General features: G+C 73.1%; 15 protein-coding genes and 1 pseudogene. All 16 read left to right on the plus strand.

The window, feature by feature from the left end; translation table 11 throughout:
- Positions 1–17: 17 nt before the first annotated feature.
- The 16 genes and pseudogenes from ACH4SL_RS28695 (at position 18) to ACH4SL_RS28770 (ending at position 18,433) form a co-directional block, all read left to right on the plus strand.
- Positions 18–1,490 carry an SCO6880 family protein gene (locus ACH4SL_RS28695; protein ID WP_398450693.1) on the plus strand — a complete coding sequence of 491 codons (1,473 nt, stop codon included), beginning with the start codon at positions 18–20 and terminating at the stop codon, positions 1,488–1,490.
- A 36-nt stretch (positions 1,491–1,526) separates the two neighbouring features.
- Positions 1,527–1,985: a DUF6238 family protein gene (locus ACH4SL_RS28700; RefSeq protein ID WP_398450695.1), complete on the plus strand. Its 459-nt coding sequence runs from the start codon at positions 1,527–1,529 to the stop codon at positions 1,983–1,985.
- Positions 1,986–2,010: 25 nt separating this feature from the next.
- Positions 2,011–3,510: an ATP-binding protein gene (locus ACH4SL_RS28705; protein ID WP_398450697.1), complete on the plus strand. Its 1,500-nt coding sequence runs from the start codon at positions 2,011–2,013 to the stop codon at positions 3,508–3,510.
- A 294-nt stretch (positions 3,511–3,804) separates the two neighbouring features.
- Positions 3,805–4,728 carry a hypothetical protein gene (locus ACH4SL_RS28710; protein WP_398450699.1) on the plus strand — a complete coding sequence of 308 codons (924 nt, stop codon included), beginning with the start codon at positions 3,805–3,807 and terminating at the stop codon, positions 4,726–4,728.
- A gap of 678 nt (positions 4,729–5,406) precedes the next feature.
- Entirely contained in the window at positions 5,407–6,162 is a 756-nt protein-coding gene (locus tag ACH4SL_RS28715) for a hypothetical protein (RefSeq protein ID WP_398450701.1), read from the plus strand.
- Between the two features lie 269 nt (positions 6,163–6,431).
- The gene (locus tag ACH4SL_RS28720; protein WP_398451005.1) at positions 6,432–6,653 is read left to right on the plus strand and encodes a hypothetical protein; all 222 of its coding nucleotides are present in this window, start codon (positions 6,432–6,434) and stop codon (positions 6,651–6,653) included.
- Between the two features lie 131 nt (positions 6,654–6,784).
- Positions 6,785–7,990, plus strand: a complete 1,206-nt coding sequence (locus tag ACH4SL_RS28725; RefSeq protein WP_398450703.1) for an AAA family ATPase — start codon at positions 6,785–6,787, stop codon at positions 7,988–7,990.
- On the plus strand, positions 7,987–9,786 hold the full coding sequence (locus ACH4SL_RS28730; RefSeq protein ID WP_398450705.1) for a hypothetical protein: 1,800 nt from the start codon (positions 7,987–7,989) through the stop codon (positions 9,784–9,786). Before ACH4SL_RS28725 ends, ACH4SL_RS28730 begins: the two co-directional genes overlap by 4 nt.
- Before the next feature lie 201 nt (positions 9,787–9,987).
- Entirely contained in the window at positions 9,988–10,479 is a 492-nt protein-coding gene (locus ACH4SL_RS28735; protein ID WP_398450707.1) for a hypothetical protein, read from the plus strand.
- A gap of 225 nt (positions 10,480–10,704) precedes the next feature.
- Positions 10,705–11,943, plus strand: a complete 1,239-nt coding sequence (locus ACH4SL_RS28740) for a hypothetical protein (protein ID WP_398450709.1) — start codon at positions 10,705–10,707, stop codon at positions 11,941–11,943.
- Positions 11,940–13,220: an MFS transporter gene (locus ACH4SL_RS28745; RefSeq protein ID WP_398450711.1), complete on the plus strand. Its 1,281-nt coding sequence runs from the start codon at positions 11,940–11,942 to the stop codon at positions 13,218–13,220. Before ACH4SL_RS28740 ends, ACH4SL_RS28745 begins: the two co-directional genes overlap by 4 nt.
- A 95-nt stretch (positions 13,221–13,315) precedes the next feature.
- Positions 13,316–14,563, plus strand: coding sequence for an ATP-grasp domain-containing protein (locus tag ACH4SL_RS28750; protein ID WP_398450713.1), 1,248 nt, complete (start codon positions 13,316–13,318; stop codon positions 14,561–14,563).
- A gap of 27 nt (positions 14,564–14,590) precedes the next feature.
- A complete protein-coding gene (locus tag ACH4SL_RS28755) occupies positions 14,591–15,202 on the plus strand; it encodes a hypothetical protein (protein WP_398450715.1) in 612 nt (203 codons plus the stop codon).
- A gap of 82 nt (positions 15,203–15,284) precedes the next feature.
- Positions 15,285–17,076 (plus strand): annotated as a pseudogene (locus ACH4SL_RS28760) (type IV secretory system conjugative DNA transfer family protein).
- Positions 17,073–17,279 (plus strand): hypothetical protein, encoded by a 207-nt coding sequence (locus ACH4SL_RS28765; protein ID WP_398450717.1) that lies wholly within the window; start codon positions 17,073–17,075, stop codon positions 17,277–17,279. The pseudogene ACH4SL_RS28760 and the gene ACH4SL_RS28765 overlap by 4 nt, the downstream one beginning before the upstream one ends.
- Positions 17,276–18,433, plus strand: coding sequence for a DnaB-like helicase N-terminal domain-containing protein (locus ACH4SL_RS28770; protein WP_398450719.1), 1,158 nt, complete (start codon positions 17,276–17,278; stop codon positions 18,431–18,433). Before ACH4SL_RS28765 ends, ACH4SL_RS28770 begins: the two co-directional genes overlap by 4 nt.
- The last annotated feature ends 40 nt before the right edge of the window (positions 18,434–18,473 follow it).

Raw genomic sequence — 18,473 nt, forward strand, 5'->3', positions numbered from 1 at the left:
CTACCCCTGGACTTGCCATGCCTGACCACCGCGCCGCCGAAGAACCGACGGCATCCGTGAAGTTCCCGCACCGCTCCAAGCGCGGCATCCTGCTCGGCATGACCGCCCCGCAACTGACCGCGGTCACGCTCGCCGGGCTGCTCCTACTGGCCGTGATCCTTTCGCTCGGCGTGGTCGGCGCGCTGGAATTCACACCCGTTTGGGCAGCTATCACCCTGGTCGTGTTCGTCCGCTCCCGCGGCAGGTCACTGGCGGACTGGACACCGGTCGTGGTCCGTTACGCCCTGCGCCGCGCCCGCGGCCAGCTCCTGTGGCTGGCGCGCCCGTCCCGCCGTCCGATCCGCGAGGGCCTCCTCCACCTGCCCGGCACCGCCGCGTCCCTACGGGTCGTCACCGCACCCGACCGCGGTTACGGCGCGGTCCACAACCCGGCCGCCGACACCCTGACCGCGGTGGTCAAGGTCTCCTCCCGTGCGTACGCGCTGCTCGACCCCGGCGCGCAGCGCGCCAACGTGTCCGGGTGGGGGCGGGCGCTCGCGGCGCTGGCCCGCACCGGACAGGTGGCCCGCATCCAGGTCCTGGAGCGCACCGTCCCGGACTCCGGTGACGCGCTGCGCCGCTATTGGGAGGAGCACGGCAACCCCGAGGCGCCGCTGGCAGGCCAGGTCTACGGGGAGCTGATCGCTTCCGCGGGTCCGGCGGCGGCACCGCACGAGGCGTACGTCGCGGTATCGCTCGACGCGAAGGCGGCACGTCGGCTGGTCAACCAGGCCGGGGGCGGCCTCACGGGCAGCTTCGCCGTTCTGTCGCAGCTCCTCACGACCTTCGAGCAGGCCGCCCGCACCGCGGGCCTGACCCCGACCGGCTGGCTGTCCGCCACCGAGATCGCCGCCGTTGTACGCACCGCCTACGACCCCAAGTCTTCTGCTGCGCTGGACCGCTGGTCCGACACCGGTCGCCCGGCAGCTGACCCGGCGGCTGCCGGGCCGGTCGTGGTGGTGGAGTCCGCCGACCACCTTGCGACCGACAGCGCCTTCCACACCACCTACTGGATCGAGAACTGGCCCCGCACGGAAACCAGCGCGGGCTTCTTGCACCAGATGCTGTTCACCGCCGGGGCGCGGCGCACCCTGTCGCTGTCGTACCAGCCGGCGGGCCTGGACGCCGCTCTCCGCGACGTCCAGCGCAAGAAGGCCAGCGTGATCGCGGACGCCGCCGAGCGGGCCCGGCGCGGACAGGTCGACTCCGAAGCCGACTCCATCGAATACCAGGACATCAAGGCCCGCGAGCGCCAGCTCATCGCCGGGCACGCCGATGTCGCCCTCACCGGCCTGCTGACCGTCAGCGCAGACACCGAGGACGAGCTGCGCACCGCATGCGCGGTCGTGGAGACCGCTGCAGTGGGCGCCCAGCTCGACCTGCGGGCTTTGCACTGGCAGCAGGCTGAGGCGTTCACCGCCGCCGCCATGCCACTCGCCCTCGCCGTCTGACGCCGGCCACGCCCCTTCCCGCCGAGAGAGCACCCCATGCCCCGCAGCAACCCCACCGCCCCGGCCGGGCAGGACTTCGTGCCCTTCGCCACCGCCGCCCTCGATTTCCACCGCGTCCTCAACCTGCCGGTCGGCCCCCTTGCCGCGTCCCGAGCGGAACTCGACGCGCTGCACGAGCACCTGCTCGCCGTGCACGAGCTGCTCGACGCCCACGCGGTACGCACCGGCGCCGTCGCCCCCGTCGAGGGCGGCTGCCTCGGCACGGCGCGCACCCGGGTCTGGCAGGCCGCCGCCGATATCCACGCCGCCTACCACGCCGCAGCTCGTCCCGGCACCGGCGACGTTCCCGACCGCGAGGCATGCCGTGCCGGGCTGCCCGAAGGCGCACCCGAGCTGACCATCTGCCGCCGCCACCAGCATGCCGCCCGCGTGGTCCGCCGCCGCACCACCCCCGCAGATCTGCACACCCCGTTCACCGGCCTCGTCCACCGCTGAACGCCGCCCACCTGGAGAAACGTTCATGCCCCGCACCCGAGCCAGCGCTGCCCACGTGTTCGTGCCCCGGAAATCCTCCCGCGCGCAGCAGCGCGCTGCGCGCAGCGGATTCGCCGAGGCTCGCCGGCAAGCCCGCCGCGCCCAAGCCCCGCCCCCGCGGCACGCCGACGCCGCCGATCCGGAGCTGCGGCCGGCGTATCCGCCCTCCGGGCGCCCCGGCCCAGCCTCGGCCCGCGGCGGCAAGCTCCGTCTGCCCGCCCACCGTATGACCACGGCAACCGCCAGCGGCGCCTACCCCTTCCTCGCTGAGGGCGGACTCGGCGCCGAGGGCATCTTCGTCGGACGTGATGTCCATGCCGAAGCAGCGTTCTGTTACGACCCGTTCTCGCTCTACAGCTCCGGACGGATCGAGGGCTACACGAACCCGAACGTGATCTTGGCCGGGATCATCGGCATGGGAAAGAGCGCGCTGGCCAAGTCGATCGCCACCCGGGCAATCGCACATGGCTACAGGATCTATGTCCCGTCCGACCCGAAGGGCGAATGGGCTGCGGTCGCGGAGGCGTTGGGCGGCCGCACGATCGCCCTTGGCCCCGGGTTGCCCGGCCGGTTGAACCCGCTGGACGCCCCGGGCAGGCCCGCGTCGGTGAGCGAAGCTGACTGGTCGACCGAGACCCGCAAGCGTCGCCTTCTGCTGCTGGCCGGCCTCGCCCGCACCGTCCTGGCACGCGATCTGCTCCCGATGGAGCACACCGCCTTGGACCTCGCGCTCGACCTGGTCGTCACGGTGGCCGACGCGAACGGCACCGTGCCGCTGCTCGGCGACATCGCGCACGCCCTCGGCTCCCCCGAACTCCTCGACAACGCCCTCGGCAACCAGGCCGGACATGTCGGAGCCGCCGCGCAGGACCTCGCTCACGGCCTGCGCCGACTGGTCCATGGCGACCTCAGCGGAATGTTCGACGCGCCGTCGACCGTGGCCTTCGACCCGGCGGCGCCGATGCTGTCCATCGACCTGTCCCGGCTCGGCGGCTCCGGCGACGACACCGCCCTCGTCCTCGCCATGACCTGCGCGTCGGCGTGGATGGAGTCCGCTCTCGCCGATCCCGCCGGGGGCAGGCGGTGGGTGGTCTACGACGAAGCCTGGCGCGTGATGCGGCACATCGGGCTGCTGGAGCGGATGCAGTCCCAGTGGAAGCTCAGCCGCGGACTCGGCATCGCCAACCTGATGATTATCCACCGGCTCAGCGATCTCCTGTCCGCGGGCGATGCCGGGTCCCGCGGCCGGGTGCTCGCCGAGGGCCTGCTCGCCGACTGCTCCACCCGGATCATCTACCGGCAGGAGCCGGACCAGCTCGCCGCCGCAGCCTCCCTCCTCGGCCTGACCGGTGTCGAAACCCAGGCCGTCTCGGCGCTGACCAAGGGCCGCGGCCTGTGGAAAGTCGCAGGCCGGAGCTTCATCGTCCAGCACCTTCTCCACCCGGCCGAACGGGCGCTGTTCGACACCGACGCCCGCATGCGCTGACCCTGCGACCCGCACTCCCGCGCCGCTGACCGGCCGAGGGGCCTGTGCCCGAACCGATCGGCTCCGCCGCCACCAGTACCTGGCCCGCGGACGCTCGCCCGCTCCCCAAACCCCGTTGGACTCACCATGCCCACGCCTGAACCCAACGCCCGCCCCGTTCACACAGCGCCGCCCCGCCGCGACAGCCCCCTGGACCGGCTCCGGGCCTTCAGCGACGCCGTCGCGTACCGGCTCCCCGGCCCATGGAGCGCGGTCACCAGGACCCATTTCGCGTACAGCCCCGTATACGCCCACGTGAGGGACCGCCTGTGGGACAACGGCCCTGCCACGAACACCCTGCAGTGGTTCACCCCCGACGAGGCCGCCCTGCTCGACGGCCCCGGCGGGGAGCACCTTGTCGTCCTCGCCCGCCCGCAGCGCCCCGGCCAGTTCCTGGTGGCCGCCCTCGCACCACCCGGAATCGACGGCCCGCTCCGCACCGGCCACAGGCCCAACGGCATCTCCGTATCCGGTGAACCGGCCCGCGCGGCAGCGGACATCGAGCGCCGCCTCCTGCCCCGCTACGGGAAAGCCGTCGAGACGGTGCGCACGCCCGCGCTCCACGCGGCGCACCAGCGCGCCCGGGAAGCTCTGGCCGACTGGGACGCGGTCTCCGACTCCCTCTGCGACGAGCAGGGCTTCCCCCTGGACGACGACGCCTACGGCATCCGGCAGGCCCAGCGCGACGCGGACGCCTGGGCCCCTTTCGAAACCTTCCTCCACCACGGCGCGGCAGCCCTCGACCACGCCGGCACGCTCCTGCCCACGCTTCCGGTCCCGGCCGCCACCGCTGGCCGATGGCGCTACGAACTCCGCGCGCTGAAGGACGCCCTGGCCGAAGGCACGCACATCCGGGACCTCTGGGAGTCCCGCCTGATCGCCATCGTCGCCCGCCGGGACGACCCGAACCGCTGGCGCGTCTTCAACGACGCCCTCGACGACCGCAACGCCGAGGGCTGGTCAGCGGTGGACGTCTTCATCGAGCACGCTCCGGTGCTGCAGGTCATCGAGAATGCCGCCCGCCGTCATACCGCGGCCGACACCGCGCGCGTCAATGCCGCGCGGGCACGCTCCACCACCGCGGTGCCCGAGCCCACGCCCAGCCCCCGACTGCGACCGCCTGAGCCGCCCTCGCCACCGTCCGGGCCGCCGAACCCACCGCACGCTCCTGGCCGCTGACGCACTTACCACCAGACTCCGGACGGGCCAAACCCCGCCAACCGCCGGATCCTCAACCCCACCCATCTCCTCCGGGGGATACCGCCCGGCACGGCGTTGTCCCCGACGCCGAGCTACCGGAAAGGCGCGGCATGCAGCCCGATCAGATCGCGGTCACGATCACCCGGCAGGGATCCCGGGTGATCGCGCGCACCAGCGGGCCACCGGCACCACCTGCCCCAGGCGCTTTCGACCCGGAGCACGGCTACGCCCACCTGACCACCGCGCTGCGGCAGCGGAGCCTGGAGTGCACTGTCGAGTACGGCCTGAGCGACTACATCGTGCACGTCGAACTCCCCGATCCAGAACCTCCGCAACCGCCTGGCCGACCGCCACACCGCCCACCCGGGGCACATCCAGCCCGCCACCGTCACCCGGCAGGAGCCCCGTGTCGTGGCAGCGCTGGCCTTCTCCCCGAATGCCCTACGAAAGCCATCGGCGCCAGTGCCCACCGGCCCCTCCGCCACGCCCGCCCTGCCCGTGACCCGACCCACGCGCCCCCGCTGAACCAGCCCCCAGCCTCCTGCCGCCGCCCGTCCCTGACCTGACCTGACCTGAAGGAAGACCCCGTGATCCGCACCCGCAGACCGCTTGTCCGCGCCCGCGCCTCTGCTGCTGCCAGCCCCGAATGGAATCGCCATGCCGCCTTCCGAAAGCCCACCCCCCGATGTCGTCATCGGCCGCCACCCCGACTACGGCATCGTCGCCGCCAACCCCAAAAACCTCGCCGCGAGCGCCTGGATGCTCCGCGGCTTCGGCTTCCACCCCGTCCCCGACCACCTCGGTCTGTACGCGCTGGCCGACCAGCCGCGCGACGGACGCGAGCGCGCCACCCGCGCCGTCGACCTCCTGCGCCGGGCCAACTACCAGGTCGAGGCCGACGTCGAGTTCGACAGTCTCCTCACAGCCCCGGAGCCCTCCGTCTCGCTGCCACACAGCGTCGAACCCGACGTCGCGTTCGCCGAACACCCCCAGCTCGGTGTCGTGGCTGCGACCGGGCACAGCACGGTCCTCGGCGGGCAGCTCCTCGCCGAGAACGGCTGGCGCCACCACGCCCGCCTCGATATCTACACGCTGCCGGCCACCACCGGCCGCGACCAGGCGCTCGGAAAGGTCGCCCAAGCGAGCGCAGCAATGCAGGATGCCGGCCTCCGCATCGCCGTGCAGCCCACCCTTGCCCGCGATATCGCCGCGCGGCGCCCGTCCGCGCCGAACGGGTTGGTGGCCCGCGACCGCAGCTCGGATACGGCGGCGCGCACGTTCCCGGCCATGAACGCCGCCGCACTGGCCCCCAGCCCGGCCCGTACCGGCCGACCCGGCACGCCACCCGTATCCGCCCCGGTTCCGGTCCCACGACCGGCGGACCCGCCCGCGGAGTCCTCCCGCACCCGCTGACACCCCCCAATTTCCTTAAGGAACAGCTCCTATGGCCGTTGTTGGTACACCCGGCCACCAGAACGTGGGGAAAGGCGAGTCAGGTAGCTGCGGGGCAGTGAGGCCCGCCCTAGAGCATGTCGCCAGACATTGCCCATCGTTCGTGGCCCAGCCACGCATCGTTGATGCGCTAAAGCTCCGGGGCCTCCTCGCCTTCGCCCAACACCTCACCACTTCCCGCCACCACCGATAGGAGATCCGCCGTGCCCGACGCCCCAGCAGAGCCGCTCATGTCGATCCGGCACACCATCACCGGGGAGATCACCACCTCCGGCTACAACCTGGCCGCCCGGCGGATCCTGCTCCAGGACGGCTTCGAAGAGGCTCCAGGCTGCGCCTGCCGAGCGACGGAACCCGATACCGAGCGGACGCACGGGCCTGCTCAACAGCCAGCGAGCTGCTCGTCGCCTGCCATCCCCTGCCCCTGGACCGAGCCGAGGGTCAGCCGGTGAGCGCCGACGGCACGCCCCGGTTGGCCCGGTCGGCGATGTCGGCACAGTCCGTGATCCGCTCCGGGACCGGCCAGCCTCCCCAGCCCATCGCCAACCTCGCCCGCACCCGTACCTGTTGAAGGAGCCTCGTTGTGACCACACCCGCACCGCCCACCAGTCCAGCGCGCACCAAGGGCGGCGAACTCCGGGCCAAGGTCGCCCGGCTGCTGGCCGACCGGCCGACAGATGCGCTCACCATCGGGGACATGACCAGGCAGCTGGGCCACTCCCACGGCGCCGTCCGCAACGCCGCCCTCACCCTGGTGCGACGCGGCGAGGCCGACCAAAGCGGAACCGGACAGCCGGAGTTCCGCGCGAACGCGCAAACCGCCGCAGCCGCGCAGACCGCTGTGATCAGCCCGCCGGGCACCCACGCTCCCCGCGTCCAGGCGGCCACGGCCCGCACGACCATTCCCGCAGCAGCCGCGCCCAGGCAGACCGGCCCGATCCGCCGCGCGGGGGGCCAGCTCTACCACCCCCGGGAGCTGGCCGATCTGCCCGACGTCGAGGCGCTGAATCGCCTGCGCGACGCCGACGTGCCGGTGCTGCTCTACGGCCCCCCGGGCACCGGCAAAACCAGCCTGGTGGAGGCGGCGTTCCCGGACCTGCTCACCGTCGCCGGGGACGGCGACACCACGGTCGGCGACTTGATCGGCGAGTACACGCAGGCCGACAGCGGCGGCTACGTCTTCCAGTACGGTCCGCTGGTCACGGCGATGACCGAGGGCCGCGCCCTGCTGATCGACGATGCCACCTTGATCTCACCGAAAGTCCTGGCGGCGCTGTATCCCGCGATGGACGGGCGCAGGCAGATCCAGGTCAAGGCCCACAAGGGCGAGACCATCACGGCCGAGCCGGGCTATTACGTGGTGGCGGGCCACAATCCGGGCGTGCACGGCGCCGTCTTGACCGAGGCGCTCGCGAGCCGGTTCAGCGTTCAGATCCAGGTCGGCACGGACTACGACCTGGCCTTGGCGCTGCGGATCGATGCCCGGGTGGTCCGGGTCGCCCGAAACCTCGCCCACCAGGTCGAACTCGGCGAGCTGGGCTGGGCTCCCCAGCTGCGGGAGCTGCTCAGCTACCAGAAGACCGAGGCCGTCCTGGGCACCCAGGCCGCGCTCGCGAATTTGGTCGGGATCGCTCCTGTGGAGGACCGCGACGCCGTCGCCGACGCCGTCAGCAAGGTGGTCGGCGTCAAGAGGATCGCGCCCCTCACCCTCGGCAAGCAGCTCCCCGCCCCGGCCGTCCGGCAGCCCCCGGGCAGCACCGTCTCCGCACACCGGAGCCGCGCGCGATGAGCGCCCACCACCACGTCCAGTCCCCCGCCACCACACCGGACGACGACGCCGACCTCGCGCGCTGGGACGACGACGGCGCCCCGCCCGCGCCACGCCGTTCCTCCCCGGCCGCGTGGCTGCGCGTCGGAGCCGAACTCGGCGACCGGCTGGTCGCCCTCTCCGGCCGTCAGGACCTCCTCGTCACCTGCCGTCCCGGCACGCGCAGCGGCGCCCCGGCCGCGTTCTTCCCCACGCTGGGCGAGGTCGAGTTCGACGCCGGCCTGTTCGACCCGCTCCAGCCCCACGAGGTCCATCCGCGGATCGTGGGCGACGAGGAGCGGTATCCCGCCGCCTGGGGCGTTTTCGTCCACGAGGCCGCGCACGCGGCCCACTCCGTCTGGACGGAGCCTGCCGGAGCGGACCCCCGTGTCGTCGAGGCGGCGCTCCTGCTGGAGGAGAGCCGTGTCGAAGGCGCACACCTGATCACGCGGCCCACGGATCGCACGTACCTGCGTACCAGTGCCCGGGCCCTGGTCATGCCCGACATCGCGCACCCCACCCTCCAGGGGATCGAGCACGCCGCCGGCGTGGCGGCCCTGGTCCTCGGCCGCCGTGACGTCGGCATCCTGGAAGCCGGCGAGACCGGGGCCGTCGCCGATCTGTGCGAAAAGGTGCTGGGCGCTGACCTGCTGGCCACCCTCACCCGCATCTGGACCGCAGCCCACCAGTGCGCCGACCACGACGCCGAGAGCATGCTCGCGCACGCTCAACAATGGTGCGACGCTCTGGACGCCGCGGCCCCCGCCCTTCCCGTGCCGGAGAACCTCACCGATCTGCTGTCCGGCGCCGTGGGGGTCGTCATGGACAGCATGGCAGCCACCGACGCCGCCGACCTCGCGGCACAGGCCGCAGCGACCAACGCCATAGCCGCGCAGTCCAAGGCACAGGCCCAGGACCGAGCCCAGAGGGCCGGCCAGCGACGCAAAGCCGCCGCCACCGCGCGGTCGGTCTTCAACACCCGTGGCACCAGCGTCAACCCCGACGGCACACCGGCGCCCTACGGCAACCCGGTCACCGGCACCCGCAGGCCCACCGCCGCCGAGCAGAGTGCCGCCGCGCGCCTGAGCCGAGCCCTGCGTGCCGCCGCCTACCGCGAGCGGACCGAGGAGCGGACCACCAGCCCCACCCCGCCCGGCCGCCTCAACATGGGCCGTGCCCTCGCCCGCGACGCTCAGCGCGCGGCCGGGTCGGTCCCCACCGCGGAACCGTTCACGCACACCCGCCGCCGCAGCTCGCCCACCCCACCGCTGCGTGTGGGTATCGCCGTCGATGTCTCCGGCTCCATGCGTGCCGCCTGCGCGCCCGTCGCGTCCGCTGCCTGGATCGTTGCACGCGCAGCAGCCCTGACCGACCCCGACTCCCTCACCGCCACCATCGCCTATGACCAGCACCTGACCGCCTTGACCCGGCCCACCCACCGGGCACCGGAGCGCGTGACGACGTTCGACGCCAACGGCGGCGCCCACCAACTCGGCGACGCCATCGACGCACTCGACCACGGCCTCGACCTCAGCCGCCCCGGCGCCGGCCGCCTCCTCGTGATCGTCACCGACGCCCGGTACGGCAGCGACGAAACCGCTCAAGCCGTCACCCGCGTCAAGCAGCTCACGACCGCCGGCTGCGCCGTACTCCAGCTCACCCTCACCGCGGAGTCCCGTCACCTGCCGGGGACCACCTTGCTACGCCTGCCCCAGCCCTCCAGCGCTCCCGCCGCCATCGCCAAGGCGGCCACAGACGCCATTCGCAGGACCCGCTGAGACGGCGCAGAAGGCGGAAGTCCCCGAGACCACCGCCAAGCACTCCAGACCACCTCCGTCCGCCACATGAATCGTCCAGCTGATGCTCGACCCTCCGCAACGACGCAGGCCACCACCCCAACCTCCAACGTAAGGCGCGATATGAAGCCCCAGACCAGCAGCCCGATCTCGAACGTAAAGCCCAACCGAAATTCCCCGGGGGTGAAAACGATCTGGACCATCGACTTCGCCTGCGGGCACACCGCTTCCCGTGACCTGTCCGACCGAGCCGCCGACGAACGCGCGGGCCTGGCCCGCTGGCTGGCCGACCGCCCGTGCACCGACTGCTGGAAGGCCGCTCACCAAGCCGACGCCGCTGCCACGCAGGAGTGGCTGCGGGCCAAGCGCGCGGACGAACAGGCCGCCGCGGAAGCCTGGTCGGCCCGATACCGGATGCCTCCGCTGGAAGGCAGTACGCGCGCGATCACCTGGGCGGTCCGCTGCCGGCACCAGGTCCTGGCCGCCGCCCACACCACCCTCGTCATCGAAGGCGACACCGCCGAGAGCGAGTGGGAGGCGCTGGAGGACAAGGCGCGCACCGTCACCCGCGCCGGATGGTGGATCGACCAGCGCTCCTCCGGGCCCGAAGAGCTGGCCGAGCTGCTCGGCGCCGCCACCAACGTCGACCGGCCTACCGAGAACCCGGTCGTCTGATCTCTCCCGGTACCCCCGCCCGCGGGCGGGGGGCATACCTCACTCCGCGTCGGGCCCATCTCCTGGAGATTCGCCCTGGCCCCGGGGGCGAGTTCCACCCCGTCGAGCGGCCCTCTATCACCGATCTCCGGACAGGCCAAAACGCGAAATCTGCGGATCGTCTCCCCTCGGCGGGCCCGCATCGGGGCTCCACGCGACCAACCGAGGTTCCAGTTGATTCCCACCGTGCAGCGGGGCAAGACGGCTCTGTCCGCCCTCACCTACCTCTACCACCGGGCCGAGCAGGAAACCGGTCAGCGTCCTCGTCTGATCGACGGCGACTGCCACGGCACACCGATGTGGCCGAACGACAAAGCGGCCCTCGCGGCGGCTGTCCAGGTCGCCGACCCCCGGCAAGGCTTCAGGTCCTCCCCCGAGCATCCGATCATGCTGTGCACCATTCGGTCGAGCCCCGACCTCCCCCCACCGAGCGACGAGGAGTGGGCAGCGTTCAGCCGCCGCGTGCTCGGGGCGGCCAGCCTCCTCAGCGAAGCCAGCCACCAGGGGTGCCGGTGGGTGGCGCTCGGGTCAGCCGAGCGCCAGGTCCACCTCGTGGCCAGCCTCGTGCACGACGACGGCCGGGCGGCCCGGTCCCTCTACAGCCTCAACATGGCCGTTTTCCGGGAGTGCCAGAGCATCGGCTCCGAGTACGACAGGCGCTTCCCGGACGCCGAGGTCACCGTGCGCCCGGTGTCCCGGACCCCGGCCCCGGCTGTCACCGTCGCCATCACCGGCAAGCCGACCGGTAGCGTCATGGCCGAGGGGGCCCGCGACGATCTGTCCGCCGCGCTGCTGAAGCACGCCGGGTTCCAGCAGATCGAGGACTGGTACGGACGCCGGCATCGCCTTCCCAGCGGCACCTCGGCCGGTGACCGCATCGCCTTCGCGACCCACGCTGCCGAGATGCTGCGTGCCGCCCGCTACACCGTCGACCTCGACCCGGCGCTGGACGGGAACCGGCCGACCGGCCCTGATCTGCGGGAGACCTACGCCGCCGGAGCCGAGCTGCTGGACATCACCGACAAGATCCGAGCGGCCGAGTCCGGCTCCGCCCTCGCGGACACGCTCGACTCGCTGCTGCATCCCGAGCACGGTGCGCTCGAAAGGGTCCGGGAAGCTCTGGAGGCTGCGAGCGAGCAGATCACCGGCATCGACGACGAGGGGTACCAGCTCGCCGACCGCTTCGGGTTCGCCGGTGACTTCCTCATCGCCGCGCAGAGCGAGCTGGCCGGAGCGCAGGAGGAGCTTCGCCGTCTCGCCCCCGCCCCGCACGACGAGCCCGCGCCCCGGGTCCACGACGTCAGCAGCGCCGCACGCGCAACCTCCCCGCATGCAGCTCCCGCGGCAAACGGCACACACTCCGCTTCTCCCGCTGCACCGCCGCCAGCGCCGCCCGGTCAGGGCCCGGCGGCACGGACCCGGTGACCGCGGTGCTCACCGCGCTCCGCCGGACCGCGCACTCCGGCACCGTCGAGCGGCTGTACTTCGTGCGGGCGGTCGACGCGCTGTCCAGCGCGACGGCCACCTACGCCATCCCGCTGCTCGTGCTGGTCACCACCAGGTCGGCCGCGCTGACCGGCCTGGCCTTCCTGATGGAGTGGGCGCCGCGGCTCGCCGCGTTCGCCGTGGCCGGACCGCTCGTCGACCGCCACGGTGCAGCCCGCGTCTTCCGCGCCACCAACCTTGTCCGTGCGGCCGGGACGGCGCTGGCCGCGGCCGTGCTGCTCGTACTCCCCGGCACCGGGTCGGCGACCACGGGCGTCGTCCTGGTCCTCGGACCTGCATGCGGCCTGCTGTCCGAGGTGTCCTTCCTCGCCGTCGAGACACTCGGCTCCGAAGCCGGCCGCCGCACCGGGGCCGTGGCGCACCGGGTGCAGGCCGTGCAGACCGGGATCGACCAGGGCGCGGTGCTCGTCGGCCCGCTGCTGGGCGGGCTGCTGCTCCTGGCGGCGCCGAGCGTCCTGCTGGCCGCGGTCGCCGCCCTGGCCGTGCTCGCCGCGGTGACCACGCCCGACCGTAACCGTGCCGAGGGCCGTGACCGTATGCCGGGCAGCCTGGCGACCGGGTGGCGGACCCTGCGCCGAACCCCCGCGCTGCTGTGGCTCGTCGGGGGTCTGGCCGCGTCCAACCTGGCCAGCGGCGTGCTTCAGGCGGCGACGCCGATCACCCTCACTGCCCGCTTCGAGATGTCCACCGCGAGCATCGGCACGGTGTGGAGCGCGGCAGCCGTCGCGTCGCTGATCGCCGTGTGGATCGCCCGGCGGGCCATCGACCGGTGGCAGGTCTGGCCGGTCGGCGCGGTCGCCGCCGCGCTGTGCACCGCCGCGTGCTTCGGCATCGCGCTGTCCGGCAGCACTGCCGCGTACACCGCGACCGCGGCGGTGTTCCTCGGGGCCGAGGGCGCGCTGACCGTGGTGCTGCGGACGCTGCGGGCCCGGCTCATCGCGCCGGCTGCGTTCGCCTCGACGCTGGCCGTGACGATCATCGTGGTGCTGCTGCCGCTCCCGCTGGCCGGAGCCCTCGTCGCCGCCGTCCCTGCATCCGCCCTCCCGCGCCTGCTGCTGGCCTGCGCCACCGTGCAGGGGCTCGTCCTCGGCGCCTGCTTCCTGGCGCTGCGCCGCCACCTCCCCCGCACACCGCCGCCCGCCGCCGAGCGCGCCGAATCCGGCCAGCGCACCACGCAGTTGGTGGACCAGTGGTGACCCGGCGCGCAGTGGTACCGCCGTCCGCCTGCTTCTTCACTCCCCCGACCCGCCCTCACCCCCATCCCGTATTTCCGCACTTCGGAGGACGTCGCGTGTCCCGATCCACCCGCCCCCTGCTGATCGTCGTCGCCGGTACCGACCGGGCCTACCGCGGCTACTGCCTGGAAAGCGTGGCCGCCGGCTACGACGTCGCGCTCATCGACACCGCGCCGCCGACCTGGCAGCAGCACATGCTCGTCGACCACGAGACCGCCGACACCCGCGACCCGGAGGCGGTCGTCGCCGCGGGGCTCGCGCTGGCCGCCCGGCACACCGTTGCCGGGGTGGTCACCTGGGACGAGTACGCCCTCGTCCCCACCGCCACGCTCGCCGCCCGCCTCGGCCTTCCCGGTACCACCCCCGAGTCGATGACCGCCGCGCGGAACAAGGCCGCCAGCCGCTCCCGGTTCGCCGAGCACGGCGTGCCGTCGGCGAAGTCGACGGTGGTCGACTCCCTGCCGCACGCCACCGCCGTCGCACACCGCACCGGCTTCCCCGTCGTGCTCAAGCCCGCCTCGCACGCGGCGAGCATCGGCGTGATCCGCGTGGACCGCCCCGAGGAACTGCCCGCCGCGTGGGCGTTCGCGTCCGCCGGCGCCGGCGGTCAGGGGCGCGAGGGGTACGGAGTGCTGGTCGAGGAGTACCTGTCCGGGCCGGAGATATCGGTGGAGTGCGCGACCGTGGGCGGGATCACCACGCCGCTGGCCGTGACACGCAAGGACGTCGGCTTCGCCCCCTACTTCGAGGAGACCGGGCACACCGTCAGCGCCGACGACCCGCTGCTGCACCAAGTCGGCCCCGTCGCGGTCCAGGCCGTGTCCGCGCTCGGCATCACCGACGGCGTGCAACACGTCGAGATGCGCCTCACCTCCACGGGCCCGCGGATCATCGAAGTCAACTCCCGCATCGGAGGCGACCTGATCGGCAAGCTCGTCCGCCTGGCCACCGGCCTGGACCTGCCGCGCATCGCCGCCGACATCGCCTGCGGAAACGCTCCCTCACTGGCTCCCACCAGGAAGGGCACCGCTGCCGTCAAGATCCTCTACGCCCCGGCGACCGGAACGCTCACCGCCCGGCATCTGCCGGTCAAGCCCGGTGTCCAGCCGCCGTGGCTGCGGCAGGTGGCCTGGCTCCGCCAGGTCGGCGACCACGTCGCGCTCCCCCCGCACGGCGACGCCAGCTCCGCCCGGATCGGCTTCTTCATCGTCACCGCCGACAGCCCTGCTCGCGCCCGCGCCCGGGTCGACGACCTCGTGGGCCGGCTGACGCTGACGGTCAGCGCACCGGACCGACGCCCGTAGCCCACCCCGCAGCTTCCTGGAGGAACCGTGCCCGACTACTACGACAGCATCGGCCAGGCCATCGGCGCCGCCCTGGCCCACAACATCAAGCTCGCCCACCGGCAGCCGCCCCGGGTCGTGCCCCCCGTCACCAGCGTCGAAGCCCCCCACACCACGCCCCCGCACGGGCTGGGCGAACAGAAACTCGACGCGCAGTCGCCCGCGAACCGGACCGAGCCCTTCGGCACGGACGTCGAAATCTTCCGCTGGCAGGACAGCACGGTGTGGGCGGACGTCCGCCACAGCCTGCCCGACACCTCCCGCGACCTCGTGCACAGCGTCCTGCGGCTGGAGGGCTTCGAGCGCATCAGCCCCGACGTGCTCCCCCACTCCTACAAGCTGGTCACCGTCCCGACCGAGGGCGAACTGCGGCGGCGGCTGTCCGCGGTTGCCGAGAACCTGTCGCGCAGCGGGTTCACCGTCAATATCGAGCCCGACCTCTACACCGACGAGGTCCTGCCGTCCCCGGTCACGGAGGCCCGCCGCCGGCAGGCCGCCCTGCGCAGCTCTCCCACCGCGGGCACGACCCCAACCCCCGCCGCGCCCTCACCGCCTTTGGCACCGCCGACCGGTCCGACGACCCTTCGCCGCACTCGCTGAAAGGCCCCCTCGCCATGTCCCACCCGAGATCCCAACCCCGCTGCCGCGCCCCACCTGACCAGCACCGACCCCTGGACCCCCTATGTCTTCGCCTCCCCGCACCCGACAGCCCTCAGCCTCCACCGGTACCGATACCGCCCTGATCATCGTCCTCGGCCTCTGGGTCACCGCCCTCGCCTTCGGCGCCCTCACCTGGCTGACCGGCAACCTCACCAACGCCGCGTACGGCTCCGGCCCGTGGACGCACTTCGCCACCCTGGACGCCGCACTCCACCCCCACCAGATCTGGCCGCACCTCGGCGCCACCGCCGTCCTGATCGGCGCCCGCCTCGTCCCCGGCCTGCTCACCCTCGCCCTCGCCACCACCGGCTGCCTAGTGTGGCTCCGGCTCCGCGGCGCTCCCGCCGGGCTGGCGCGCAAGGCCGACCTCGCCCCGCTGTTCGGCAAGGAGATCACCGCCAAGGCCCAGGATCTGCGGCCGAGCCTCGCCGGCCGGGAGCGTAAAAGAGGTCGCTCCCGCTGACCGCGGCATCCTCCTCGGCACGCTCTCCCCCGGCAGGACCGAGGTGCGCGCTTCCTGGGAGGACGTCCTGCTCGCCATCATGGCCCCGCGCTCGGGGAAGACGTCCGGCCTGGCGATCCCCGCGATCCTCGCCGCCCCCGGCCCGGTGCTGCTCACGTCCAACAAGGCCGCGAACGACGCCTTCACCGCCACGGTCGACGCCCGCGCAGCGGTGGGCACGGTCTGGACGCTCGACCCGCAGCAGATCGCCCACCACCCCCGGCATATGTGGTGGGACATCCTCGCCGACGCCCGCGACCTCGCCGGAGCCAAACGCCTGGCCGGGCACTTCGTCACCGCCTCCGTCGACGAGGCCGCCGGCTCGGACTTCTGGTCCACCGCCGCGTCGAACACGCTCGGCGCTCTCTTCCTCGCCGCGGCCTCCCACCGGCGGCCGATCACCGACGTCCTGGCCTGGCTCGCCGCGCCCGCGGACCGCACCCCGGTCGACCTGCTCGCCGACGCCGGCCACCACGCAGTCGCCGCCCAGCTCCAGGGCACCGTCTCCGGCGCGACCGAAACCCGCGACGGCATCTACGAGACCGCGAGGCAGTACGCGAGCTGCCTGCTCGACCCGCAGGTCGCCGCATGGGTCACCCCCGCCAAGGGCCTGCCGGAATTCCGGCCGGAGGAGTTCGCGACCTCCCGCGACACCTTGTACCTGCTCAGCAAGGACGGCGGCGGCTCCGCGTCGGCGATCATCGCCGCAGCCGCCGACGCCGTGATGCACGCGGCCGTGGTCGTCGCCGAACGATCCGGCGGCAGGCTCGACCCGCCCGCGCTGTGCGTACTGGACGAAGCCGCCAACGTCTGCCGGATCAGCGACCTGCCCGACCTGTACTCGCACCTAGGCAGCCGCGGCGTCATCCCCGTGACAATCCTCCAGTCCTACCGGCAGGGCCAGCGCTGCTGGGGCGAGCAGGGCATGGACGCCCTGTGGTCCGCCGCCACCGTCAAGATCATCGGCTCCGGAATCGACGACGCCGACTTCGCCGACCGGCTCTCCCGGATGACCGGCGACCACGACGTGCAGACCGTCTCGGTCTCCACGTCCGAATCCGGCAAGTCCACCTCGGTCAGCATGCGAACCGAGCGGATCCTTCCCCCCGACGCGATCCGCGCACTGCCCAAGGGCCGCGCGTTGCTGTTCGCCACCGGCATCCGCCCCGCAATGCTCGACCTCAAACCCTGGTACAAGCAGCCCTCCGCCAAGGTCATCGGCCCGGCATCGGCCGCCGCAACCAAGGCCATCACCACCCGCGCACTGGAAAAGGCGCAGCCCCACCGCGGCGACTTCGGGGCGGCGGCATGAGCGCGCCGTCTTCTGACGCGGTACGTCCCTTCGGCGACCTGCCGGTCGTCCGCCGCGGCGACCGGTGGCTGCTGGCCGCCGGAAGCGCCACCGTCTCCGCGGACCGCGCACTCGCTGCCGACCTCGACGCCTTCGCCGCGGCGATGGCCGCTGCCGACCGCGCCGTTGCCGCACTCCACCCGCGTACGCGGGGGCGGCGGTGAGGCCGCTGCTGCAAGCCGAACAGGCAGTGCTCGGCGCGGTCCTGCTCGACCCCGCCCAGCTCGACCACCTCGGCTGGCTGGAGCCCACCCACTTCTACCGACCCGCCCACCAGGCGTTGTTCGCGGCGCTGCGGCGCCTTCGCTCGGCCGGACAGCCAGCGTCGGCCGCGGACGGAACCGTGCCGCTGACCTGGCTGACCGACGCGGTCGCCGAAGCGAGCAAGCACGTGCGCGGCGTGACCGCGGTGTACGCACACACCCTGGTGTCGGCCTGCCCGCGCCCGGCGCACGCGGCCGTGTACGGGCGGATGGTCCTGGAAGGGGCGATCCACCGCACCGTTACAGAGCACGCCGTGCGGCTGCACCAGCTCGCCCGCGCCGACCAGGTCTGCGGCGGGACCGCCGCGACGCTGCACCAGGTGGACACCCTGGCCGCGGTGCTGGTCGACCTCACCCGCCGGTGGGGCACCGAACCCCGCCCTGCTGCCCCCACCGTGCTGAGCCCCGCGGGCACGGCACCGCAGGCCGGAGCCGCGCCGGTCGCGGACGACGAGCGGCTGCTGCTGGCCGCGCTGGTCAGCACGTCCAGCGGCATGGACGAGGTCGACGGCTGGCTGCGCCCGCAGGACTTCGCCGTGCCCGCGCACGCCCAGCTCTACCGCTGCCTGAGCGCGCTGCATCACCGCGGCGAACCCGTCGACCGCCTCACGCTGTTGTGGGAGGCCCAGCGCCGAGGCCTGCTCGCCGACGGCACCGTCACTGGCGAGGAGATCGCCGCGATCGGCGACGGCGTCGGCCCCGGCGGCGCCCAGTGGCTCGGCGAGCAGGTGACTCGCGGGGCGCTGCTGAGGACCGCCGCGGCCTCAGCCCGTGCGATCCGCGACCTCGCCGCGACCGACGCACTGCCGCCCGGCCAGCTCATCAACCAGGCCCTCGGCGCTCTCGGCGCTGTCGACGACGTCCGGCAGCGCTGGATCACCGGCACCCGCGCGGAGCCGCCGCCCCCGGCCTGCGGCGAGCCCACCGCCGGCCCGCCGGACGAGCAGATCCGAGCGGCCCGCGCCCGCAGCACGCCACCCTCATCGTCGTCACCGCCTGCTGCTGCGGCCTCCGGCGCAGCCCTGGTTCGTCCTCCGGCCCGGAGCCACCCGTGAACGCCGAACCGATCCTCAGCCCGGCTCCATCGAGCGCGTT

Source organism: Streptomyces sp. NPDC021020, assembly GCF_044333285.1.
Lineage (GTDB): Bacteria > Actinomycetota > Actinomycetes > Streptomycetales > Streptomycetaceae > Actinacidiphila.

What these genes read in the sequence shown, in the direction of transcription:
- ACH4SL_RS28695 (WP_398450693.1), top strand. Translation starts at nt 18, where the DNA reads ATGCCTGACCACCGCGCCGCCGAAGAACCGACGGCATCCGTGAAGTTC.
- ACH4SL_RS28700 (WP_398450695.1), top strand. Translation starts at nt 1,527, where the DNA reads ATGCCCCGCAGCAACCCCACCGCCCCGGCCGGGCAGGACTTCGTGCCC.
- ACH4SL_RS28705 (WP_398450697.1), top strand. Translation starts at nt 2,011, where the DNA reads ATGCCCCGCACCCGAGCCAGCGCTGCCCACGTGTTCGTGCCCCGGAAA.
- ACH4SL_RS28715 (WP_398450701.1), top strand. Translation starts at nt 5,407, where the DNA reads ATGCCGCCTTCCGAAAGCCCACCCCCCGATGTCGTCATCGGCCGCCAC.
- ACH4SL_RS28720 (WP_398451005.1), top strand. Translation starts at nt 6,432, where the DNA reads ATGTCGATCCGGCACACCATCACCGGGGAGATCACCACCTCCGGCTAC.
- ACH4SL_RS28730 (WP_398450705.1), top strand. Translation starts at nt 7,987, where the DNA reads ATGAGCGCCCACCACCACGTCCAGTCCCCCGCCACCACACCGGACGAC.
- ACH4SL_RS28765 (WP_398450717.1), top strand. Translation starts at nt 17,073, where the DNA reads ATGAGCGCGCCGTCTTCTGACGCGGTACGTCCCTTCGGCGACCTGCCG.